We start from the raw sequence: 19,566 nt of genomic DNA on the forward strand, positions 1-19,566 counted from the left end.
CTTTGCCGATCAACCGGCGGGCGGTGGACACAGCGTCTTCACCAGCGCGGGGCCTGTGCCTGCCGCTTGTTGTCAGACCGCCTTGAACGCCACCACGGCATTGGTGCCGCCAAAGGCAAAGCCGTTGCTGATCGCCGCCCGCACCTTGCGTTCGCGCGCCACGTTCGGCGTGACGTCGAGATCGCAATCGGGGTCGGCCTGCCGGAAATTGGCCGTCGGCGGCACGATGCCTTCGCGGATCGCCATCACGCAGGCGATCATCTCCAGGCCGCCCGAGGCGCCGAGGCAGTGGGCATGCATGGATTTGGTTGACGACACCGAAAGCTTGTAGGCGTGGTCGCCAAACACGCGCTTGATCGCCGCCGTCTCGATCTGGTCGTTGGCCTTCGTGCCGGTGCCGTGGGCGTTGAGATAGTCGACGTCCTCGGGGTTGAGCCCGGCGTCGGCCAGGCAGGCGCGCATCGCCGCCGTCGGTCCTTCGACAGTCGGTGCGACGATGTCGGAGGCGTCAGCGGATAGGCCGGCTCCGGCGATTTCGGCCAGGATGTCGGCGCCGCGCGCCATGGCGTGTTCGTAGGTTTCCAGCACCGCCATTCCAGCGCCTTCGCCCAGCGACAGGCCCTGGCGGTCGGCTGAGAACGGCCGGCAAGTGTCCGGCGCCAGCACCCGCAGCGCCTCCCAGCCTTTCAGAATGCCCCAGACCAGCGGTGCATCGGTGCCGCCGGCGACCATGACGTCGGCACGGCCGAGCCTGATCTGGTCGACCGCCGAGGCAAAAGCGTGATTGGACGACGAGCAGGCCGAGGTGACGCCGAAAACAGGCCCGCGCAGGCCGAGATTCATGCTGACGTGGCCCGATGCCGCGCTTGGCATCACTTTCGGCACGGTGAAGATGCCGGCCCGGTTCTTGCCGTCGATCAGGATGGCGCGATAGTTTTCCTCGATCGCTTCCCAGCCGCAGACACCGACGCCGACCACCGTGCCCATCCGGTAGGTGGTGGCTTCGCTCGACGTCAGGCCGGCATGCTGCATGGCCTCGCGCGCGGCAATCGTTGCCAGCAGGCTGAAGCGGTCCATCGACACGGTCTGCTTGTGGCCGATGCCATGCTCCGGCATCGCCTTGATCTCGCAGCCGACCTTGACCTTCAGATCATGCAGCAGCGGGTTGTCGATCTGGCCGATCGCCGAACGTCCGGCGCGCATTTCGTTCCAGATCGCAGGCGCATTGGTGCCAAGCCCGCATATGCCGCCTATGCCGGTAATGACGACGCGCTTGTGCATTCAGGCTTTCTTCGCGATCAGCGCGCGAACAGCCTCGACCATGTCGCCGACATTCTTCAGATTGCTCCAGGCATCGACCGTGTTCATCTCGATCTCGATGCCGTACTGCTCCTCGAGATCGAAGATGATCTCGGTCAGTTCCAGGGAATGGATGCCAAGCGCGGTCAATTCCGTATTGGTGGTGATCTCTTCGCCGCCGGGCTCCGCATGTGCCCTGATCTTGGCGATGATTTCCGTTGCCAGCTCGTCAGCCATTCGATTCCTTCCCCAATTTTATCATTTCGCGGTGCCGATTGGTTGGCGCCGTGTTGCCTGGACTGAAAATCGCCGTCGCCTTCAAAACCCCGCCAGACGCGGCATGACCGTTCCAAAGAGGCTCCCTCTATAGAAACGGAAACGCTGTCAAGCAACAAGCTATATCAACACGCACCATATCGACAAAGCAGCCGGAGTGCTTAACGTTGGGGCCATGGATACGTTGCAACATGGCTTGACCCCGGTGCTGCCGGCCCAGCGCGTCGCGGGTGTGGCTCGGCTTGCATGCGGCGTCAGTGCCGGCCGCACCAGGCTTTCGCGCCTCTATCAGGATGGATCGGCCAAGATCCGCATGCCGGCCGTCGCGGCCGATCCGCTCGAAGCCGTGCTCATCAACACCGCGGGCGGGCTGACTGGCGGTGATCGGCTTGGCTGGGAGATCGATGTCGGGCCAGCTGCCTCGGCTTCGATCACCACCCAGGCCTGCGAAAAGATCTATCGCGCCGAAAGCGACCGTGCCGAAGTGCGGGTAAAGCTTAAGGTCGGCGCGGATGGCCGTATTGCCTGGTTGCCGCAGGAAACCATCGTCTTCGACCGCTCGGCCTTTGCCCGCACGCTCGACGTCGAGCTTGCCGCTGGCGCCGAGGCATTGCTGCTCGAGGCCACCGTCTTTGGCCGTCTGGCCATGGGCGAACAGGCCGCGCACGGCCATTTCCACGACCGCTGGCGGGTCCGCCGGGACGGCGCGCTCATTCATGCCGAGGATTTCCGCATCGGACCGGCCATTGCCGCAGCGCTGGGTCGCCAGGCGGTCGCCGGCGGTGCCATTGCCGTGGCGACGCTGTTGATGGTTTCACCGCAGGCCGAAGCCTTGCTCGAGCCGGCCCGCGACATCATCGGCGCCGAGGGCGATGCCAGCGCCTGGAGCGTGAAACAATCTGGCAAGCTTCTTGCGAGGCTGTTTGCCGAGGACGGCTACCAGCTCCGCAAGCGGCTGGTTCCGCTCGTCGAACTGCTCAACGGGCGGGCCGGTCTGCCCAAATTATGGTCACTCTGAACCAAATCCAGGCCAAATCCAGGAAAGCGCATGAACCTTACGCCGCGTGAAAAGGACAAGCTGCTCATCGCAATGGCGGCGATCGTGGCCCGCAAGCGGCTGGAACGCGGCGTCAAGCTCAATCACCCCGAAGCGATCGCGCTGATCACGGATTTCGTCGTCGAGGGCGCCCGCGACGGCCGCCCGGTCGCCGAACTGATGGAGGCCGGCGCCCATGTCATCACCCGCGCGCAGGTGATGGAAGGCATCGCCGAGATGATCCATGACGTCCAGGTCGAGGCGACCTTTCCCGACGGCACCAAGCTGGTCACCGTGCACGAACCGATCAGGTGAGGAGGAAACGATGCTCGAACTCAGGCCCAACTGCGAATGTTGTGACAAGGACCTGCCGCCGGAAGCGACGGATGCGCTGATCTGCACTTTCGAATGCACGTTTTGCGCCGACTGCGCGGAAAACGTGCTGGGCGGCGTCTGCCCGAACTGCGGCGGCAATTTTTCCGCCCGACCGATCCGCCCGGTGGAGAAGCTGATGAAATATCCGGCCTCGACCAAACGCGTGCTCAAGGCCGAAGGCTGCGGCCCCCGCAAGGCCGCGTGATTGTTGTCCTGAATTGGAAGGTAGACCGATGATCTCCGCTTCAACCAAACGCACCATGCTTGCCGCGATCCTGCTGCTGGCGGCCGCCATGCCCGCCTATGCCCATGTCGGCATCGGCTCGACCTCGTCCTTCACGGCGGGCTTTTCACATCCGCTGTCCGGGCTCGACCACATGACGGTCATGATCGCCGTCGGCCTGTGGGCTGCGCTCAAGGGCGGCAAGGCGATCTGGGCCTGGCCGCTGGCCTTTGTCGGCGTCATGCTGGTCGGCGGCGCGCTCGGCATGCTGCATATGCCCTTGCCTTTCGTCGAACCGGGCATTTTGGCCTCCGTCGTCGCACTCGGCCTGCTGGTGGCGCTGGCCGTCGACCTGCCGGTCTCCACCGGTGTCGCCATCATCGGGCTGTTCGCGCTGTTCCATGGCCATGCCCACGGCACCGAAGTGCCGGAAAATGCCAGCGGGCTTGAGTACATGGCGGGCTTTGCCGTCGCCACGGCGCTTCTTCATGCCGTTGGCATCGCCGCCGGCCTCGGTCTCGGCCTGCGCTTTCGCGGCCTTGCCCGCGCCGCCGGTGCGGCCTGTGCTGCGGTCGGCGTCGGCCTGGTCTTCGGCGTTCTGTGAGGCTCGCGATGATCCCCGGCGAAATCATCACCACAAGCGGCGACATCGAGCTCAACAAGGGCCTGCCGACCGTGACGCTGAAAGTCGCCAACAGCGGCGACCGGCCGATCCAGGTCGGCAGCCACTACCATTTCTTCGAAACCAATGAGGGGCTGAAATTCGACCGCGACAAAGCCCGCGGCATGCGTCTCGACATCGCCGCCGGCACCGCGATGCGCTTCGAGCCGGGGCAAGAGCGCGATGTCACCCTGGTGCCGCTCGGCGGAAAACGCGAGGTCTACGGTTTCCAGCAGAAAATCATGGGCAGACTGTGAAATCGACGGGGTCGAGCGCCCTAAGGTCAGTTCGACGGCCTGGCCGCTGCATAAATGACGATTCCTGCAGGGCCGTCGAATTCGACGGCGAGAACGTCTTGCGCCAGCACGCGCCTGGAATCGATCGCATTGAACAGCAGCGCGTTGGCGTCGATCTCCTTGCGCAATTCGGCGATGTCGTCCTTATGCTGCCTGACCTTGCTCTCGACGGCCGGCGGCGGGCCGCCTTCGCTGCGCGCAGCGTCGGTGAGGAAGACGATATCCACCGTGTCGAGCCTGGATGTCTTGCGCACGGTGCCGATGTTTTCACGCGTCCGCTCGATCGCGGCGATGAGCTTTCCGGTCTGCGTCGTCGTGCGCGCCTCTTCCTGCCGAACGTCGGAGCCGACGATCCGGTTGACGGTCTCCTGGCTTTCAGCGGCCTGCGCGGCAAGCGGGCCACAGGCCGCGAGGAACACGCAAGTCGCTATGGTATGCAGCCACCTGGCGTCGGCAAAGGGAATGGTCGGCATGGATCGCTCCCGGCGAACTTTTCTGCGCAACGCCGTTCGGCGCCAAAGGGACGAGACGACTCCTGTCCGGCGAAGGTTCCCTCTGGGATAGGGCTGGCGGGCCGGATGCCGGCCCGCCGATCGCTGTCTTCAGCTCGCCTTCTTGGTGACCAGCGTCAGCGCGCCATTCGTGTTCATGCTGGCGGCGACCACCTGTGCCGAGGTCAGGCCCTTGGCCTCAAGCGCCGACTTGAGCTGAGGCGTCGCGTCGATCGAGGAACGCAGTTTCTTCAGATCGGCATCGCCGCGCTTGGCGATCACCTGGTTGACCTGCGTCTGGGTGGCCTCAGGCAATTCGCTGATATCGACGATCTTGACGCTCTGGATCGCCGGCGCCGCCGGCTGGGCGCTGGGCGCAGCGGGCTTCGGTTGCGGCGTCGGCTGCTGCTGGGCGCCGGCTATGGTCGCGGAGGCCAGCGTGGCGGCGGCTGCAAGAGCAATGATTTTGCGCATGGATTTTCCTTCCATCGATTTGGCCAGGGATTTGGCAAACGGTCGGTTCGGGGTGGCACGCCCACCTCAACGGCCAAATGGGATCAGAAGGTGTCGCCGAGCGGGTCATTGCATGACCATTGGATGGCGGCGATGTGGAGTTCGGCTGCGGCCGGATTGCGTTTGGGGAGCATTGACTGATGGCTAGAATTACCCGCGCCGCCTATGCGCAGATGTACGGTCCGACGGTCGGCGACAAGGTCCGCCTGGCCGACACCGAATTGTTCATCGAGGTCGAAAAGGACCTCACCATCCATGGCGAGGAAGTAAAATTCGGCGGCGGCAAGGTCATTCGCGACGGCATGGGCCAGAGCCAGGTTTCTCGCGCGCAGGGCGCGGTCGACACCGTCATCACCAACGCGCTGGTGATCGATGCCTCGGCTGGCATCTTCAAGGCCGATATCGGCCTCAGGGATGGTCGTATCGCTGCCATCGGCAAGGCCGGCAATCCTGACACGCAGGATGGCGTCACCATCATCATCGGCCCCGGCACCGAGATCATCGCTGGCGAGGGCAAGATCCTCACCGCCGGCGGCTTTGACGCGCATATCCACTTCATCTGCCCGCAGCAGATCGACGAGGCGCTGATGTCGGGCATCACCACCATGCTCGGTGGCGGCACCGGCCCGGCGCATGGCACGCTGGCCACCACCTGCACACCGGGCCCATGGCACATGGCGCGCATGATCCAGTCCTTCGACGCCTTTCCGATGAACATCGGCCTGTCGGGCAAAGGCAACGCCTCGCTGCCGGCGGCGCTGGAGGAAATGGTGCTGGGCGGCGCCTGTTCGCTGAAGCTGCATGAGGATTGGGGCACGACGCCGGCGGCCATCGACTGCTGCCTGTCGGTCGCCGACGACTACGACGTGCAGGTGATGATCCACACCGACACGCTGAACGAATCCGGCTTTGTCGAAAACACGGTGGCGGCGATCAAGGGCCGCACCATCCACGCCTTCCACACCGAGGGCGCCGGCGGCGGCCATGCACCCGACATCATCAAGGTCTGCGGCCTGCCCAACGTCATTCCGTCCTCGACCAACCCGACCCGGCCCTACACCGTCAACACGCTGGCCGAGCACCTCGATATGCTGATGGTCTGCCACCATCTGTCGCCGTCGATTCCCGAGGACATCGCCTTCGCCGAAAGCCGCATCCGCAAGGAAACCATCGCGGCGGAAGACATTTTGCACGACATCGGCGCCTTCTCGATTATCTCGTCGGACAGCCAGGCCATGGGCCGTGTCGGCGAGGTGGCGATCCGCACCTGGCAGACCGCAGACAAGATGAAGCGCCAGCGCGGTTCGCTGCCGCAGGAAACCGGCAACAACGACAATTTCCGCGTCCGCCGCTATATCGCCAAATACACCATCAACCCCGCCATCGCGCATGGCCTGTCGAAGGACATAGGCTCGATCGCCGTCGGCAAGCGCGCCGATCTGGTGCTGTGGAACCCGGCCTTCTTCGGCGTCAAGCCGGACATGGTGCTGATCGGCGGCATGATCGCCGCCGCCCCGATGGGCGACCCCAACGCCTCGATCCCGACGCCGCAGCCGATGCATTACCGGCCGATGTTCGGCGCCTATGGCAAGGCCAGGACCAACTCGTCGGTGACCTTCGTTTCGAAGGCCGCGCTGGAGTCCGGCCTGCATGGCCGGCTTGGCGTCGACAAGCAGTTCGTCGCGGTCGAAAACACCCGTGGCGGCATAGGCAAGCACTCGATGATCCTCAACGACGCCACGCCGCATGTCGAGGTCGACCCCGAAACCTATGAGGTTCGCGCCGACGGCGAGTTGCTCACCTGCGAGCCGGCAACCGTGCTGCCGATGGCGCAGCGGTATTTTCTGTTCTGACGCCGGCAATCCGACCGATCGGGCAAAATGCGTTGCGGCTGGCATTCCAACGCCGCAATATGCTGCCCACGACAAGCGGCATAGTGATCAGGCATGGCCACCGAAATAGCGTCCGCCCACGACATCTTCCCGCATATCCGCATCGTCATGGGCATGGTGATCGGGCTTGGCGTCACCAGGCTTCTGTCAGGGCTCGCCCGCATCGTCCAGCATCCCGGCCAATACAGGCTCTATTCCGTGCACCTCGCCTGGGTCGCGTCCATGCTGTTGCTGCTCGTGCATTTCTGGTGGTGGGAGTTCGGCCTCTACACCATCGAGACCTGGACCTTCGGCAAGTATCTGTTCCTGATCTTCTACGCCATCACGCTGTTCCTGCTATGCGCGCTGCTGTTTCCGGATTCGATGCTCGACTACACCAGCTACGAGGACTTCTTCTACTCGCGCCGCGGCTGGTTCTTCGGCCTGCTGGCGACGACCTATCTGCTCGACGTGATCGACACGCTGCTCAAAGGTCCCGAGCATTTCGCTCGCTATGGCAACGAATATCTGTTCCGAACGCCGATCTTCGTCGTGCTGTGCATTGCCGCCATCCTGGTGCGCGACCGCCGCTTTCACATCGCCTTTGTCGTCGGCACGCTGATCTACCAGGTCTCGTTCATCCTGCGGCTCTTCGACACCATCGTCTGAGCAGGGGCTATGGTTTAGGGTCACGCGGAAAGAGGGTTCAACCATGTACAAGGCCATCGGATCGCGTGGCTCCCGCGTCAGCCGGGTTCTGTGGATGCTCGAGGAACTCGGGCAGTCCTATGAATTCGTCGAGGTCAAACTGCGCTCGCCCGAAGCCTATGCGCTCAACCCGTCCGGCAAGGTGCCGGTGCTGATCGACGGCGAGCTGACGGTGACCGATTCGGCGGCGATCTGCGTCTATCTCGCCGACAAGCATGCCGACAAAGGCATGGGCGCCAATCCCGGCCTCGCCGGCCGCGCCGAGATGGATTCCTGGATGCATTTCGCCCAGTCGGAGTTCGAGGCGCCGCTGTGGAACAAATTGCGCCACCGCTTCCTGCTGCCGAGGGAAGTTCGGGTCGATGTCGGCCCTGCCGCCGTCTACGATTTCGCCTCCGAGATCAAGGCGCTGGACCGCCGGCTGGGCGACAAGCTGTTTGCGCTCGGCGGCCGGTTTTCCGCCGTCGACGTGCTGCTCGGCGACATGGGAAACTGGGCTCGTGCCGGCAAATTCCCGATCGAGTCCGAGCGGGTCAACGCCTATTTCGACCGCGTCTTGGCGCGGCCTGCCCGTGCGCGGGCGCAAGCCAATGGTGGAGCCATGCGATGAAACTCAACCTCAACACTGACTTCACCAAATTTCCACGCGCCGTCTCGGTGCTGCCTGCCGGCAAAGCCGCCGCTACGCCATCCGGCCGAGCCGTTCTGCCTCATGACGAGCGCCACCTGCGCCGCCGCGCCATCGAACTTGCCGACGGCAGCAAGGTGTTGGTCGACCTGCCCGAGCCTGTGACCTTGAACGATGGCGACCGGCTGGTGCTGGAAGACGGCAGCCATATCGAAATTACCGCGGCACCCGAAGAGGTCTACGACATCCGCGCCCGCGATGGCGTGCACCTGACCGAGCTTGCCTGGCATATCGGCAACCGGCATCTGGCGGCAGCCATCGAGCCCGGCCGCATCCTGATCCTGCGCGACCATGTCATCAAGGCGATGCTGGAAGGACTCGGCGCCACGGTGCGCGAGGTCTCCGAGCCGTTCAAGCCGGTGCGCGGCGCCTATTCCGGCGGCCACGATCATGGTCACGCGCATGCCGAAGCGCATGCACACGGCCACGCCGAGGCGCACTCTCACTCACATAGCGAATCGCATTCCCACAGCCATTCCCATGACGGGCATCACCACGATCATGACTGATCAACCGTCCGGCATCGCTCTGTTGCGGCTGATGGCGTGGCTCTCGCCGGTCTTTCCGGTCGGCGGCTTCTCCTACAGCCACGGCCTCGAGCGCGCCGTGCATGATGGGTTGGTCGCCGACAGCGAAAGCCTCGCCGGCTGGCTGGAAACACTGGTCGAGATGGGCTCTGGCTGGAACGACGCTGTGCTGTTTGCCGAGGCATGGCGCCGCGCCCGCGACGGCGGCAACCTCGATGAAATTGCCGATCTCGCCGAAGCGCTGGCCGGCTCGCAGGAGCGCCACACCGAAACCATGCTGCAAGGTGCTGCCTTCCTCAAAGCGGCTTCGGCCTGGCCCAATCCGGTGCTGGGCCGCTTGCCGGCTGAATGCGCCTACTGCGTCGCCGTCGGCGCAGTTGCCGGCGGCAACGGCATCGCGCTTCAGGATGCGCTGTCCGCTTTCCTGCAGGCCTTCTTCTCCAACCTCGTCCAGGCTGCGATCCGGCTCGGCGTCGTCGGCCAGAACGGAGCGACGGCCCTGCTCGCCGGCTTCGAGCCGCTGGCGCTGGCGACCGCGGCGCGGGCGGCCGGCTCGACGCCTGACGATCTCGGCGGCTGCGGCTTCGTCTCCGACGTCATGGCGATGAAACACGAGACGCAATATTCAAGGCTGTTTCGTTCATGAGCGCTGGCACGAACAGGCTTCGTCTCATTGAGGCTTTCAACGGCATTCGCCGGTTGCCGATCAGTGTGGTAGGGCATTCGACCGGATCGACCATCAACATAGGATTCGGCGCGACCAAGCCACGCCGCTACGCAAAGCACCGGACGGGCAAACGCCGCACGGGCTACTTCGACCGTGCGGCGTGCGATCTCTTTCTGGCCTCGGCCGTCTGGGAGTTGCGTGGTCCTAACGGATACAGCCTGCGCTGGTCGGATAACCCGCGTCGAATTGCCAGGGAAATTGAATGGTTTATCGGCAAAGAGGTGGTCAGGACGATCTTTCGCGGATCCCGTCAGGCCGTTGAAATTCGTTTCGCGGGCTGCGCCACACTGCGGTTCTGGCTTGACCATGGCGATGACCGTGGTGGCTGGATTTTCTTCTCCGGCAGAAAAGACATGCCCGCTTCGGGTTTGCATTCATGACCACGCTCGCCTTCGCCCTCTCTGCCGTCCTGCTGCTGATCACTGCGCTGCATGCCTATTGGGGCCTTGGCGGCATCTGGCCGGGTAGGGACGGCGCTTCCTGCGCCCATGCTGTCGTCGGCTTTCGCGGCGTCGATGAGATGCCGACGCCGTTTGCCTGTTTTGCCGTTGCCGCGTGCCTGTGTCTGGCGACGCTGTGGCCATTGGCGCTCGCCGGTGTCTTTGCCTCGCCCTTTCCCAGGGAAGGCCTCGCCGCTACAGCGCTGCTCATCGGGCTGGTCTTCCTCGGCCGCGGCATTGCCGGCTTCACGCCCTGGTGGCGCCGGCTGGCGCCGGAACAGCCTTTTGCCCGGCTCGATACCAGCTTCTATTCGCCGCTGTGCCTGCTGATCGGGCTCAGCTTCGCAATCCTCGCCATCACGGAGTTTTCGGCATGACCCAGGCCAACGGCCCTCTTCGCATCGGCATCGGCGGTCCTGTCGGCTCCGGAAAGACGACGCTGACGGAAAAGCTCTGCAAGGCGCTGCGCGACGATTTCTCCATCGCCGTCGTCACCAACGACATCTACACCAAGGAAGACGCCATGATGCTGGCTCGGCTGCAGGCGCTGCCCGAGGATCGCATCGTCGGCGTCGAGACCGGCGGCTGCCCGCACACCGCCATCCGCGAGGACGCCTCGATCAATCTGCAGGCGATCGCCGGGCTGAACAAAAAATTCCCCGATCTCGACATCGTCTTCATCGAATCCGGCGGCGACAACCTCGCCGCCACCTTCTCGCCCGACCTTGCCGACCTGACCCTCTATGTCATCTCGGTCTGCCAGGGCGAGGAGATCCCGCGCAAGGGCGGACCTGCGATCACCCGCTCCGATTTCCTCGTCATCAACAAGAGCGATCTGGCGCCCTATGTGAACGTCAATCTCGATGTGATGGAGAGCGACGCCGCCCGCATGCGCGGCAAGCGTCCGTTCGGCTTCACCGATCTGTCGCGCGGCAAAGGGCTGCAGGAGGTCATTAACTTCATCGTCGAACACGGCGGGCTGCAATCGACGCGCTCGGCCGCCTGAGCCAGTACTTATCGGTTGCTGGCCGGGGTTGGGCGCGGCATTCTCCCGAAAACGGAGGTTTTCAGATGAGCATCGCCCGCCTGCAGAAGGAAACGCTGACCAACCTTCCCTACTACGAAGAGCGCGTGGATCTCGCCGCCGCCTTCCGCTGGACGGCAAGGCTGAACATGCATGAGGCGGTGGCCAATCATTTCTCGCTGTCGGTCAACGAGGACGGCACCAAATTCCTGATGAACCCCAACCAGGTGCATTTCTCACGCATCAAGGCGAGCGACCTGCTGCTGATCGACGCCAACGATCCCGACACGCGGACCGGCCCCAACGCGCCCGACCCGACGGCCTGGGGCCTGCATGGCGCCATCCACCGCAACGTGCCGCATGCCCGCTGCGCCATGCATGTGCATTCGATCCACGCCACCGTGCTGGCCTCGCTGGCCGATTCGACCCTGCCGCCGATCGACCAGAACTCGGCCATGTTCTTCAACCGCCACGTCGTCGACGCCCATTATGGCGGGTTGGCTTTCGAGGAAGAGGGCGAGCGCTGCTCGCAACTGCTCACCGATCCGAAGGTCAAGGTGATGGTGATGGGCAATCACGGCGTGATGGTCATCGGCGATACCGTCGCCGACGCCTTCAACCGCATGTTCTATTTCGAGCGCGCCGCCGAGACCTACATCAAGGCGCTGTGGACCGGCCGTCCGCTGCGCACGCTGTCCGACGCCATCGCCGAGAAGGCCGCGAGTGAAATGGACGACTATCCCGGCCAGGCCGAGCGCCATCTGGCGGAGCTCAAGGCGATCCTCGACGAGGAAGAGCCGGTTTACCGGAGCTGAGCGGCCATCAACACAGCCACTTTCTCCCCGTCACTATACGGGGAGAAATGTCCGGCAGGACAATGAGGGGCAGCGCCAAGGTTTCAGAAATCAGCATCTGGACGCCGACGCTTCGCCAGGTCAGCGCTGCCCCTCATCCGCCTGCCGGCACCTTCTCCCCGTATAGTGACGGGGAGAAGGGGTCCTCTCAGAGACCCAGCTGAGCCCGCAACTCTTCCGCGTTGTTGATCACAACAGCACCCGGCGGTCCCGCCATCGGCGCTTCCGGCCAGAAGATCGTCCGCATCCCCGCCGCCAGGCCTGATGTTGCGCCGGTGACACTATCGTCGACCGCCACCGCGTCCGCGGGATCGACGCCGGCCAGCCACGCGGCACGCAGGAAGGGTTCTGGGTGCGGCTTGCCTTCGCGCACATCGTTGCGGCTGATCGTGCGCATGCCGGGATAGATCAGGCCGACGGCGCTGAGATTGGCGTCGACGATCACCCGGTCGGAATTGGACACCACCGCCTGCTGCACGCCAAGCGCGCGCAATTCGTTGAACACTTCGATCGCGCCGGGGCGCGGCTTTAGCGTCTCGGCCATCGGCAGGTAGTGGTCGTATTTGCGCACGATCCAGTCGTCGAAGGGCAGGTCGAGGCCGAAGTCGCTGCGCAGCATGTCGTAGACCGGCGCGGCGGCGACGCCCAGCACCCGCTCATGCAGGTCGACCGGCGGCGCGATGCCGACGCTGCGCAGCGCCGCCACCAGGGCGGCCTCATGCAGCGGCTCGCTGTCGACCAGCGTGCCGTCCATATCCCAGAAAACCGCTTTCGGCGTCATGCGAGGCTCCTTTTGCCGATCCCCTTAAAGCGTTTGTATCGGGAGATAAACCGTCGAACCCGTTTGCTGGCGATTTTGGCGGAGGCGGCTGCTCCGGCGGAGCCGACTTTACCGCGTAAGCAATTGCCCTTCGCATAGACAATTGCGCACCGGGCCAATCCCTGCAAGACTATGGGCTTCGCCCAAAGGGGGCGGGCCAAAGGGGCAGGGCTGGAGGCGGACTTGAATTCGCGGCAGGACAGCGGCAGCAACAGGCTGGACGAGGCGGCGCGCGCCGGCTGGCTTTACTATGTCGCCGGCAACACGCAGGACCAGATCGCGACTACGCTCGGCATTTCCCGGCAGACGGCGCAGCGGCTGGTGTCGCTGGCGGTTTCGGAAGGGCTGATCAAGGTGCGCGTCGACCACCCGATTGCCAATTGCCTCGACCTGGCCGCGCGGTTGAGGTCGCGCTTCGCGCTCGATCTGGTCGAAGTGGTGCCGAGCGACCCGACCTCGTCGTCGACCACGATCGGCATTGCCGAGGCGGCCGCCGCCGAGATCGAGCGGCGGCTGAGGTCGCCGACGCCGATCGTCATGGCCATCGGCACCGGCCGCACGCTGAAGGCGGCGATCGAGCAGTTGCCGCCGATGGAATGCTCCCAGCACAAGGTGGTGTCGTTGACCGGCAACATCTCGCCCGACGGTTCGGCCGCTTTCTACAACGTCATCTTCACCATGGCCGACAGGGTCAAGGCGCGCTCGTTCCCGATGCCGCTGCCGGTTATCGCCTCGTCGCCCGAAGAGCGCGAAATGCTGCTTGCCCAGCCGATGATCCAACCGACGCTGGCGCTGGCCGCGGAAGCCGACGTCACCTTTGTCGGCATCGGCGATCTCGGTCCCAAGGCGCCGCTCTACGAGGACGGCTTCATCTCGGAAAGTGAATTGAAGGCGCTGCAAAAGGCCGGCGGCGTTGCCGAGATCGTCGGCTGGGTGTTCGACCGGGAAGGCCGCATGATCGAGGGCATCACCAACGACCGTGTGTCGTCGGCCGCTTTGCCGTCACGCGAAAAGTCGCTGGTCATTGCGCTGGCCATGGGCGAGCGCAAATTGCCGGGCATTCTGGCCGCTGTGAACCGGCGGCTGGTCAATGGCCTCATCACCGACGAGCGGACCGCCACGGCCCTGCTCGACGGCGCCTGAGTCTCGATCAATGCATGTCGCTCAAAAGTGGCCCCGGTTTTGAGACCACGACATGCATAAGACAAAGACTGCTTGGCGATAAAAATCGGCACGGCTATTTATGCCGCCCGCAAACGTCGTTGCCATCGAGGAAACCCATGTCGCGCTGCAGATGCGGCGACAATTCCCTGACGTCGACGTAACCGCGCTTGCGGCTCACCAGCGCTGAAAATTCGTGCGCCAGCGCGGAAAACCAGCTCTGTGCTGGGGTCGAATGAAGCTTTTGCTGCACCGTGGTCATGATCTTCAGCCTCCGCTATGCTTGAACTGGATGGATCGTCGACACCAAATATCGGTCTGATCGGCTCCGGCTACCAATCAAACGTCGATCATGACCCATAAGGAGGGCTTATGCCCGAACTCAAGGCACCACAGCTCGCCCAACTGCCGCCGCTGCAGGCCATCAGGGTGTTCGAAGCCGTCGCGCGGCATCTCTCCTTCACCAAGGCCGCGGAGGAGCTCGGCATGACCCAGGCCGCCGCCAGCTACCAGATCAAGCTGCTGGAAGAGCGCATCGGCTCGCCGCTGTTCCTGCGCCAGCCGCGCCAGATCGTGCTGACCGAACCCGGCCAGCGCCTGGCGCCCGCCGTCAGCGAGGCGTTCAGTCTGATCAGCAGCGCCTATTCGGCCGTGCGCGGCGGCGCCGACGGCGTGCTTTGCGTGTCGACGCTGCTGACCTTCGCCTCGAACTGGCTGGCGCAGCATCTCGGCTCCTTCCAGCTGTCGCATCCGTCGCTGGCGGTGCGCGTCGATACCTCGAACAGGGTCATCGATTTCGCCCGCGAGGACATGGACATCGCCATCCGCTCCGGCAGCGGCAAATGGCCGGGGGTGGAAACCCACCTTCTGTTCAAGGCCGATTTCACGCCGGTGCTCAGCCCGGCGCTCGCCGCCACCATTGGTGGCGTCCACGAGCCGGCCGACCTGTTCAAGCTGCCCATTCTCGATCCCACCGACATCTGGTGGCGGGAATGGTTCGCCCTGGCCGGCGTGCCGGCGGATGAACTTGCCAATCGCACCGGCACCAGCATGGGCGCGCAGGCCTATGAGGCGAATGCGGCGATCGCCGGCCATGGCGTGGCGATCCTGACCACGGCGCTGTTCAAGACCGAGCTCGCCGCCGGTCGCCTGATCCAGCCCTTCGACCTGGTCGGCGACGACGGCCACGCCTATTGGCTGGTCTATCCGACTGCGCGCCGCAACGTGCCGAAGATCCGCGCCTTCCGCGACTGGATCCTGGCCGAGATCGCCTGCGCTCAAGGCGCGGACTGATTCGGCAAGGGTTCCTGTCGGGTCCCCCGGGGTCGAGCCACAGATTCTCGACAATTCTCGCTTTTTCGTGGGCTGACAGGCGTGGCAAAGCCTACGCGGTTAACCAAACCTTACAAAAACGCTGTCGATATCACCTGCCTAGCGTAGGCTTGTGCTTGTCGCGGCACAGTTGAACAGGATCAATCCTTTGCAGATTGGAAACGGGATCGATCGGCAGGCTGATGAAAGTCTATCGTGTTGAAGAAGTCGAAAACAACACCGTGCGCATGACGCACGTGATTGAAGCATTTACGCCATTTCAAGCTGCCATAAAGGCAATCGGTCGTGAAGTTACGCTTCGAAGAGACGAGCCAAGCTGGATCAAGGTGACGGAAACGCTGACCAGGGCCAAGCAAATTCGCGACGGCAGGGTTTTCGAATATTCCGTCGGAAGCTACCCGGCTCACGGCTGAGGGTCCCCGTTCGACGCAAAAAAGCTTGGAATGAAGGAGAGCATTCACGGCTTCGGCGAGCGTAGGGCCTGGCGGGATGCTCAAGTGGCGATTGTTTCAGGCACTGATGGCAGCCTTGGTCGCTGCGCCGTTTGGACTTGTCGTCCTGTTTCATGCACCGCGATGGCTAAGGAACGTGGTCGCGTATCCGCTCGACAGCTCGTACCGAATTGTCGGCCAAATTGTCAGGGATCACGGTATCAACCGACTGTTGTTCGGCCGGGATAGCCAAATGACGGCTCACTACACCGAGGCCATCGTCATCTATGCGTATTTTTTCGTCCTCTCCTTGTTGTTGATCATAGCTCTCGCCAGAATCTTGCGCTGGCGGAAGGGTCGGCTGTCCGGGCAGCAGACGTCCGGCTGAACCTCCAAGGTCTGAATGGCGTGCCTTTTGCGGCTCGCGGTCGGCGAAAGCCGCGCCCGCTTTGATCCCTCTTCGCCTGCGGCTCCGGCCAACGGCCTCACATCCTCCGCTGAAACCCCATTCTAAATGCGCGCGCGGCATCCGCGCTTGCTGCGCTGCAGCATCGAATCCGTCTTGACATAATTAATGCCGAGTGAGTAATTGCTCAACACCAAGGCAAATGCTCATCTTGGTTCATGGGAGGAATTTGATGAAACTTCGCACGCTCACTCTGGGCCTGTTGTCGGCCAGCGCTTTCGCTTTCGCCGCGCATGCCGAATCCATCACCATCGCCACCGTCAACAATGGCGATATGGTCCGCATGCAGAAGCTGACCGACGACTTCACCAAGGCTAACCCCGACATCACGCTCAACTGGGTCACGCTCGAAGAGAACGTGCTACGCGAGCGCGTCACCACCGACATCGCCACCAAGGGTGGCCAGTATGACGTGATGACCATCGGCACCTACGAGGTTCCGATCTGGGCCAAGCAGAGCTGGCTGCTGCCGCTCGACAAGCTCGGCGACGACTATGACGCCAAGGACATCATCCCGGCCATCGCCGGCGGCCTGTCGGTCGACGGCAAGCTCTATGCCGCGCCCTTCTACGGCGAAAGCTCCTTCGTCATGTACCGCAAGGACCTGATGGAGAAGGCTGGGCTGACCATGCCCGATGCCCCGACCTGGGACTTCATCAAGCAGGCTGCCGACAAGATGACCGACCGCGCCAATGGCGTGAACGGCGTCTGCCTGCGCGGCAAGGCCGGCTGGGGCGAGAACATGGCCTTCCTGACCGCCATGTCGAACTCCTTCGGCGCTCGCTGGTTCGACGAGAACTGGAAGCCGCAGTTCGATCAGCCGGAATGGAAGAACACGCTGCAATTCTACGTCGACCTGATGAAGGCCGACGGTCCTGAGGGCGCCTCGTCCAACGGCTTCAACGAAAATCTGGCGCTGTTCCAGCAGGGCAAGTGCGGCATGTGGATCGACGCCACCGTTGCCGCCTCGTTCGTCTCTGACCCGAAAGCTTCCACTGTCGCCGACAAGGTCGGTTATGCTCTTGCTCCCGACAACGGTCTGGGCAAACGCGGCAACTGGCTGTGGGCATGGTCTCTGGCCATTCCCGCCGGTACGCAGAAGGCTGATGCGGCTCAGAAGTTCGTCTCCTGGGCGACCTCGAAGCACTATGCCGAGCTCGTCGCGTCCAAGGAAGGCTGGGCCAACGTTCCTCCGGGCACGCGCTCCTCGCTCTACGCCAATGCCGAGTACCAGAAGGCGGCTCCGTTCGCCAAGATGACGCTGGACTCCATCAACGCCGCCGACCCGACGCATCCGACCGTCAAGCCGGTGCCCTATGTCGGCGTCCAGTTCGTCGCCATCCCTGAGTTCCAGGGTCTCGGCACCACCGTCGGCCAGCTGTTCTCGGCGGCGCTTGCCGGCCAGTCGAGCGTCGACGATGCGCTCAAGCAGGCCCAGGACGCCGCCACGGCAACGATGACCGAAGGCGGTTATATCAAGTAAGGCTCCTCCCGGTGCCGACTGCCGGTCCCCTTCCTGGCCGGCAACGGCCGCCCGAATCCCAGTTCGGGCGGCCCCTTTCACACACTTGAAAATTTGGCTGACCTTGAAGGGTGACCGTCATGGCTACTCAGCAGACCCGCTCGCTTGCCCGCTTCATGATGGCGCCATCCGTGGTGCTGCTGTTCGTCTGGATGATCGTGCCGCTGGTCATCACCGTGTGGTTCTCCTTCCAGCAGTACAATCCGCTCAATCCGATCCGCGACGGCTTCGTCGGCTTCTCCAACTACGCGCTGTTCTATTCCAACCCCGCCTTCCTGCAGTCCATTCTCAACACGCTTGTTCTGGTGGGCAGCGTGCTGCTGATCACCGTCATCGGCGGCATCCTGCTGGCACTTTTGATCGATCAGCCGATGTGGGGACAGGGGATCGTACGCATCCTCGTCATCTCGCCGTTCTTCGTCATGCCGCCGGTGGCGGCGCTTGTGTGGAAGAACATGATCATGCACCCGCAATACGGCGTCTTCGCCGACATTGCGCGCTTCTTCGGGGCTCAACCGATCGACTGGTTTGGGCAGCATCCGATGATGGCGATCATCATCATCGTCGCCTGGCAATGGTTGCCTTTCGCCACGCTGATCCTGTTGACCGCGCTGCAGTCGCTCGACGGTGAGCAGAAGGAAGCCGCCGAGATGGATGGCGCCGGCTTCGTCAGCCGTTTCATCTATCTGACGCTGCCGCACATGTCCCGCGCCATCACCGTCGTCATCCTGATCCAGACCATCTTCCTGCTGTCGGTCTATGCCGAGATCCTGGTCACCACCAATGGCGGCCCCGGCTACGCCTCGACCAACCTGCCCTTCCTCGTCTACCAGAAGGCATTGCTGGAGTTCAAAATCGGCCAGGCATCCGCCGGCGGTGTCATCGCCGTCATTCTCGCCAACATCGTCGCCTTCTTCGCCATGCGCGCGGTCGGCAAGAACCTGGACAAGTAAGGGAGGATACGATGGCACGTGCAGTCACCACCCAACACAAGGTCATTGCGACAGGCGCCGCCTGGATCGTTGCGCTGCTGATCTTCTTCCCGATCCTCTATACGATCATCACCTCGTTCAAGTCGGAGCAGGAGGCCATCCAGGGCTTCGCGCTGATCCCGTCGGGGACGTTCGAGAGCTATACCGAGGTCCAGGCGCAGAGCGGCTACTTCAAGTTCTTCTTCAACTCGGTGCTGCTCTCGGTCGGCTCGACCATCCTCGCGCTGCTGGTCGCCGTACCGGCGGCCTGGTCGATGGCGTTCTCGCCGAGCAAGCGGACCAAGGATATTTTGATGTGGATGCTGTCCACCAAGATGATGCCGGCGGTTGCGGTGCTGTTTCCGATCTACCTGATCTTCCGCGACACCGGCCTGCTCGACAGCCGCATCGGCCTGATGGTCATGCTGATGCTGATCAACCTGCCGATCGTGATCTGGATGCTCTACACCTACTTCCGCGAAATCCCTGGCGAAATCCTGGAAGCCGCGCGCATGGACGGCGCCACCCTGTGGGGCGAGATCATCTATGTGCTGACCCCCATGGCGGTGCCGGGCATCGCTTCGACCATGCTCTTGAACATCATCCTGGCGTGGAACGAAGCGTTCTGGACCATCCGCCTGACCACCACCGAGGCGGCGCCGCTGACGGCCTTCATCAGTTCGTTCTCCAGCCCGCAAGGCCTGTTCTGGGCCAAGCTTTCGGCGGCCTCGACGCTGGCGATCGCCCCCATCCTGATCATGGGCTGGTTCAGCCAGAAGCAGCTGGTGCGCGGCCTGACATTCGGTGCCGTGAAGTAACGGACCTTTGCCTGAAGCAATCCACGAGAAATAACC

At 63.4% G+C, this 19,566-nt stretch carries 27 protein-coding genes; 21 read left to right on the top strand and 6 right to left on the bottom strand.

The genetic code is table 11. The features are described 5' to 3' along the window. Nucleotides 1–72 precede the first annotated feature (72 nt). Together AC1DYJ_RS27550 and AC1DYJ_RS27555 are read right to left on the bottom strand one after the other, a co-directional pair. On the bottom strand, nt 73–1,281 hold the full coding sequence (locus tag AC1DYJ_RS27550; protein ID WP_477282896.1) for a beta-ketoacyl-[acyl-carrier-protein] synthase family protein: 1,209 nt from the start codon (nt 1,279–1,281) through the stop codon (nt 73–75). Beyond that, a complete protein-coding gene (locus AC1DYJ_RS27555) occupies nt 1,282–1,536 on the bottom strand; it encodes an acyl carrier protein (protein ID WP_023671226.1) in 255 nt (84 codons plus the stop codon). It lies immediately after the preceding gene. Between the two features lie 214 nt (nt 1,537–1,750). Between AC1DYJ_RS27555 and AC1DYJ_RS27560 the strand changes: the two genes are divergently transcribed. From AC1DYJ_RS27560 to AC1DYJ_RS27580, 5 genes are read left to right on the top strand one after another with little or no spacing between them, the layout of a single operon-like run. Further along, nucleotides 1,751–2,593 (top strand): urease accessory protein UreD, encoded by an 843-nt coding sequence (locus AC1DYJ_RS27560; RefSeq protein WP_477282898.1) that lies wholly within the window; start codon nt 1,751–1,753, stop codon nt 2,591–2,593. A 30-nt stretch (nt 2,594–2,623) separates the two neighbouring features. After that, on the top strand, nt 2,624–2,926 hold the full coding sequence (locus AC1DYJ_RS27565; RefSeq protein ID WP_023671228.1) for an urease subunit gamma: 303 nt from the start codon (nt 2,624–2,626) through the stop codon (nt 2,924–2,926). A 10-nt stretch (nt 2,927–2,936) separates the two neighbouring features. Beyond that, nucleotides 2,937–3,191, top strand: coding sequence for a DUF1272 domain-containing protein (locus AC1DYJ_RS27570; RefSeq protein ID WP_477282900.1), 255 nt, complete (start codon nt 2,937–2,939; stop codon nt 3,189–3,191). Between the two features lie 28 nt (nt 3,192–3,219). Then, entirely contained in the window at nt 3,220–3,813 is a 594-nt protein-coding gene (locus tag AC1DYJ_RS27575) for a HupE/UreJ family protein (protein WP_477282902.1), read from the top strand. Nucleotides 3,814–3,821: 8 nt separating this feature from the next. Further along, complete coding sequence (locus AC1DYJ_RS27580) at nt 3,822–4,127, top strand: urease subunit beta (protein ID WP_477282904.1); 306 nt, start codon at nt 3,822–3,824, stop codon at nt 4,125–4,127. A 26-nt stretch (nt 4,128–4,153) separates the two neighbouring features. On the opposite strand, the gene AC1DYJ_RS27585 is transcribed toward AC1DYJ_RS27580, so the two are convergent. Both AC1DYJ_RS27585 and AC1DYJ_RS27590 read right to left on the bottom strand, forming a co-directional pair. After that, nucleotides 4,154–4,639, bottom strand: coding sequence for a hypothetical protein (locus AC1DYJ_RS27585; RefSeq protein ID WP_477282906.1), 486 nt, complete (start codon nt 4,637–4,639; stop codon nt 4,154–4,156). Nucleotides 4,640–4,768: 129 nt separating this feature from the next. After that, nucleotides 4,769–5,131 (bottom strand): hypothetical protein, encoded by a 363-nt coding sequence (locus tag AC1DYJ_RS27590; protein ID WP_477282908.1) that lies wholly within the window; start codon nt 5,129–5,131, stop codon nt 4,769–4,771. 179 nt (nt 5,132–5,310) lie between these two features. Between AC1DYJ_RS27590 and ureC the strand changes: the two genes are divergently transcribed. From ureC to AC1DYJ_RS27635, 9 genes are all read left to right on the top strand, one after another. Continuing rightward, nucleotides 5,311–7,023, top strand: a complete 1,713-nt coding sequence (gene ureC / locus AC1DYJ_RS27595; protein WP_477282910.1) for an urease subunit alpha — start codon at nt 5,311–5,313, stop codon at nt 7,021–7,023. Nucleotides 7,024–7,116: 93 nt separating this feature from the next. Further along, complete coding sequence (locus AC1DYJ_RS27600) at nt 7,117–7,710, top strand: hypothetical protein (RefSeq protein ID WP_477426315.1); 594 nt, start codon at nt 7,117–7,119, stop codon at nt 7,708–7,710. A gap of 43 nt (nt 7,711–7,753) precedes the next feature. After that, on the top strand, nt 7,754–8,359 hold the full coding sequence (locus tag AC1DYJ_RS27605) for a glutathione S-transferase family protein (protein ID WP_477282914.1): 606 nt from the start codon (nt 7,754–7,756) through the stop codon (nt 8,357–8,359). Further along, nucleotides 8,356–8,946 carry an urease accessory protein UreE gene (gene ureE / locus AC1DYJ_RS27610; protein ID WP_477282916.1) on the top strand — a complete coding sequence of 197 codons (591 nt, stop codon included), beginning with the start codon at nt 8,356–8,358 and terminating at the stop codon, nt 8,944–8,946. The genes AC1DYJ_RS27605 and ureE overlap by 4 nt, the downstream gene beginning before the upstream one ends. Further along, on the top strand, nt 8,939–9,610 hold the full coding sequence (locus AC1DYJ_RS27615) for an urease accessory protein UreF (RefSeq protein ID WP_477282918.1): 672 nt from the start codon (nt 8,939–8,941) through the stop codon (nt 9,608–9,610). Before ureE ends, AC1DYJ_RS27615 begins: the two co-directional genes overlap by 8 nt. Beyond that, a complete protein-coding gene (locus tag AC1DYJ_RS27620; protein WP_477282920.1) occupies nt 9,607–10,071 on the top strand; it encodes a hypothetical protein in 465 nt (154 codons plus the stop codon). Before AC1DYJ_RS27615 ends, AC1DYJ_RS27620 begins: the two co-directional genes overlap by 4 nt. Then, nucleotides 10,068–10,508 carry a DUF3995 domain-containing protein gene (locus AC1DYJ_RS27625; RefSeq protein WP_477282921.1) on the top strand — a complete coding sequence of 147 codons (441 nt, stop codon included), beginning with the start codon at nt 10,068–10,070 and terminating at the stop codon, nt 10,506–10,508. Before AC1DYJ_RS27620 ends, AC1DYJ_RS27625 begins: the two co-directional genes overlap by 4 nt. Continuing rightward, complete coding sequence (ureG, locus tag AC1DYJ_RS27630) at nt 10,505–11,137, top strand: urease accessory protein UreG (RefSeq protein WP_477282923.1); 633 nt, start codon at nt 10,505–10,507, stop codon at nt 11,135–11,137. The genes AC1DYJ_RS27625 and ureG overlap by 4 nt, the downstream gene beginning before the upstream one ends. A 65-nt stretch (nt 11,138–11,202) precedes the next feature. Continuing rightward, nucleotides 11,203–11,970: a class II aldolase and adducin N-terminal domain-containing protein gene (locus AC1DYJ_RS27635; protein ID WP_477282925.1), complete on the top strand. Its 768-nt coding sequence runs from the start codon at nt 11,203–11,205 to the stop codon at nt 11,968–11,970. Nucleotides 11,971–12,157: 187 nt separating this feature from the next. On the opposite strand, the gene AC1DYJ_RS27640 is transcribed toward AC1DYJ_RS27635, so the two are convergent. Beyond that, entirely contained in the window at nt 12,158–12,790 is a 633-nt protein-coding gene (locus tag AC1DYJ_RS27640) for an HAD family hydrolase (protein ID WP_477282927.1), read from the bottom strand. 222 nt (nt 12,791–13,012) lie between these two features. On the opposite strand from AC1DYJ_RS27640, the gene AC1DYJ_RS27645 reads away from it, so the two are divergent. Continuing rightward, nucleotides 13,013–13,972 (top strand): sugar-binding transcriptional regulator, encoded by a 960-nt coding sequence (locus tag AC1DYJ_RS27645; RefSeq protein WP_477282929.1) that lies wholly within the window; start codon nt 13,013–13,015, stop codon nt 13,970–13,972. A 94-nt stretch (nt 13,973–14,066) separates the two neighbouring features. Here AC1DYJ_RS27645 and AC1DYJ_RS27650 read toward each other — a convergent pair whose 3' ends face one another. Continuing rightward, the gene (locus tag AC1DYJ_RS27650) at nt 14,067–14,252 is read right to left on the bottom strand and encodes a hypothetical protein (RefSeq protein WP_477282931.1); all 186 of its coding nucleotides are present in this window, start codon (nt 14,250–14,252) and stop codon (nt 14,067–14,069) included. Between the two features lie 110 nt (nt 14,253–14,362). On the opposite strand from AC1DYJ_RS27650, the gene gcvA reads away from it, so the two are divergent. The 6 genes from gcvA (at nt 14,363) to AC1DYJ_RS27680 (ending at nt 19,530) form a co-directional block, all read left to right on the top strand. Then, nucleotides 14,363–15,283, top strand: coding sequence for a transcriptional regulator GcvA (gcvA, locus tag AC1DYJ_RS27655; RefSeq protein ID WP_477282933.1), 921 nt, complete (start codon nt 14,363–14,365; stop codon nt 15,281–15,283). Nucleotides 15,284–15,504: 221 nt separating this feature from the next. After that, nucleotides 15,505–15,735: a hypothetical protein gene (locus AC1DYJ_RS27660; protein ID WP_477282935.1), complete on the top strand. Its 231-nt coding sequence runs from the start codon at nt 15,505–15,507 to the stop codon at nt 15,733–15,735. A 76-nt stretch (nt 15,736–15,811) separates the two neighbouring features. Then, nucleotides 15,812–16,141, top strand: a complete 330-nt coding sequence (locus tag AC1DYJ_RS27665) for a hypothetical protein (protein WP_477282936.1) — start codon at nt 15,812–15,814, stop codon at nt 16,139–16,141. A 250-nt stretch (nt 16,142–16,391) separates the two neighbouring features. Further along, nucleotides 16,392–17,702, top strand: coding sequence for an ABC transporter substrate-binding protein (locus AC1DYJ_RS27670; protein ID WP_477282938.1), 1,311 nt, complete (start codon nt 16,392–16,394; stop codon nt 17,700–17,702). Between the two features lie 119 nt (nt 17,703–17,821). Next, complete coding sequence (locus tag AC1DYJ_RS27675) at nt 17,822–18,694, top strand: carbohydrate ABC transporter permease (RefSeq protein ID WP_477282940.1); 873 nt, start codon at nt 17,822–17,824, stop codon at nt 18,692–18,694. Between the two features lie 11 nt (nt 18,695–18,705). Continuing rightward, nucleotides 18,706–19,530 carry a carbohydrate ABC transporter permease gene (locus tag AC1DYJ_RS27680; RefSeq protein ID WP_477282942.1) on the top strand — a complete coding sequence of 275 codons (825 nt, stop codon included), beginning with the start codon at nt 18,706–18,708 and terminating at the stop codon, nt 19,528–19,530. The last annotated feature ends 36 nt before the right edge of the window (nt 19,531–19,566 follow it).

The organism is Mesorhizobium sp. P2_B11 (assembly GCF_056404855.1).

Coding starts and splice junctions, on each gene's coding strand:
- AC1DYJ_RS27550 (WP_477282896.1), bottom strand. CDS start 1,281: ATGCACAAGCGCGTCGTCATTACCGGCATAGGCGGCATATGCGGGCTT.
- AC1DYJ_RS27555 (WP_023671226.1), bottom strand. CDS start 1,536: ATGGCTGACGAGCTGGCAACGGAAATCATCGCCAAGATCAGGGCACAT.
- AC1DYJ_RS27560 (WP_477282898.1), top strand. CDS start 1,751: ATGGATACGTTGCAACATGGCTTGACCCCGGTGCTGCCGGCCCAGCGC.
- AC1DYJ_RS27565 (WP_023671228.1), top strand. CDS start 2,624: ATGAACCTTACGCCGCGTGAAAAGGACAAGCTGCTCATCGCAATGGCG.
- AC1DYJ_RS27570 (WP_477282900.1), top strand. CDS start 2,937: ATGCTCGAACTCAGGCCCAACTGCGAATGTTGTGACAAGGACCTGCCG.
- AC1DYJ_RS27575 (WP_477282902.1), top strand. CDS start 3,220: ATGATCTCCGCTTCAACCAAACGCACCATGCTTGCCGCGATCCTGCTG.
- AC1DYJ_RS27580 (WP_477282904.1), top strand. CDS start 3,822: ATGATCCCCGGCGAAATCATCACCACAAGCGGCGACATCGAGCTCAAC.
- AC1DYJ_RS27585 (WP_477282906.1), bottom strand. CDS start 4,639: ATGCCGACCATTCCCTTTGCCGACGCCAGGTGGCTGCATACCATAGCG.
- AC1DYJ_RS27590 (WP_477282908.1), bottom strand. CDS start 5,131: ATGCGCAAAATCATTGCTCTTGCAGCCGCCGCCACGCTGGCCTCCGCG.
- ureC (WP_477282910.1), top strand. CDS start 5,311: ATGGCTAGAATTACCCGCGCCGCCTATGCGCAGATGTACGGTCCGACG.
- AC1DYJ_RS27600 (WP_477426315.1), top strand. CDS start 7,117: ATGGCCACCGAAATAGCGTCCGCCCACGACATCTTCCCGCATATCCGC.
- AC1DYJ_RS27605 (WP_477282914.1), top strand. CDS start 7,754: ATGTACAAGGCCATCGGATCGCGTGGCTCCCGCGTCAGCCGGGTTCTG.
- ureE (WP_477282916.1), top strand. CDS start 8,356: ATGAAACTCAACCTCAACACTGACTTCACCAAATTTCCACGCGCCGTC.
- AC1DYJ_RS27615 (WP_477282918.1), top strand. CDS start 8,939: ATGACTGATCAACCGTCCGGCATCGCTCTGTTGCGGCTGATGGCGTGG.
- AC1DYJ_RS27620 (WP_477282920.1), top strand. CDS start 9,607: ATGAGCGCTGGCACGAACAGGCTTCGTCTCATTGAGGCTTTCAACGGC.
- AC1DYJ_RS27625 (WP_477282921.1), top strand. CDS start 10,068: ATGACCACGCTCGCCTTCGCCCTCTCTGCCGTCCTGCTGCTGATCACT.
- ureG (WP_477282923.1), top strand. CDS start 10,505: ATGACCCAGGCCAACGGCCCTCTTCGCATCGGCATCGGCGGTCCTGTC.
- AC1DYJ_RS27635 (WP_477282925.1), top strand. CDS start 11,203: ATGAGCATCGCCCGCCTGCAGAAGGAAACGCTGACCAACCTTCCCTAC.
- AC1DYJ_RS27640 (WP_477282927.1), bottom strand. CDS start 12,790: ATGACGCCGAAAGCGGTTTTCTGGGATATGGACGGCACGCTGGTCGAC.
- AC1DYJ_RS27650 (WP_477282931.1), bottom strand. CDS start 14,252: ATGACCACGGTGCAGCAAAAGCTTCATTCGACCCCAGCACAGAGCTGG.
- gcvA (WP_477282933.1), top strand. CDS start 14,363: ATGCCCGAACTCAAGGCACCACAGCTCGCCCAACTGCCGCCGCTGCAG.
- AC1DYJ_RS27660 (WP_477282935.1), top strand. CDS start 15,505: ATGAAAGTCTATCGTGTTGAAGAAGTCGAAAACAACACCGTGCGCATG.
- AC1DYJ_RS27665 (WP_477282936.1), top strand. CDS start 15,812: ATGCTCAAGTGGCGATTGTTTCAGGCACTGATGGCAGCCTTGGTCGCT.
- AC1DYJ_RS27670 (WP_477282938.1), top strand. CDS start 16,392: ATGAAACTTCGCACGCTCACTCTGGGCCTGTTGTCGGCCAGCGCTTTC.
- AC1DYJ_RS27675 (WP_477282940.1), top strand. CDS start 17,822: ATGGCTACTCAGCAGACCCGCTCGCTTGCCCGCTTCATGATGGCGCCA.
- AC1DYJ_RS27680 (WP_477282942.1), top strand. CDS start 18,706: ATGGCACGTGCAGTCACCACCCAACACAAGGTCATTGCGACAGGCGCC.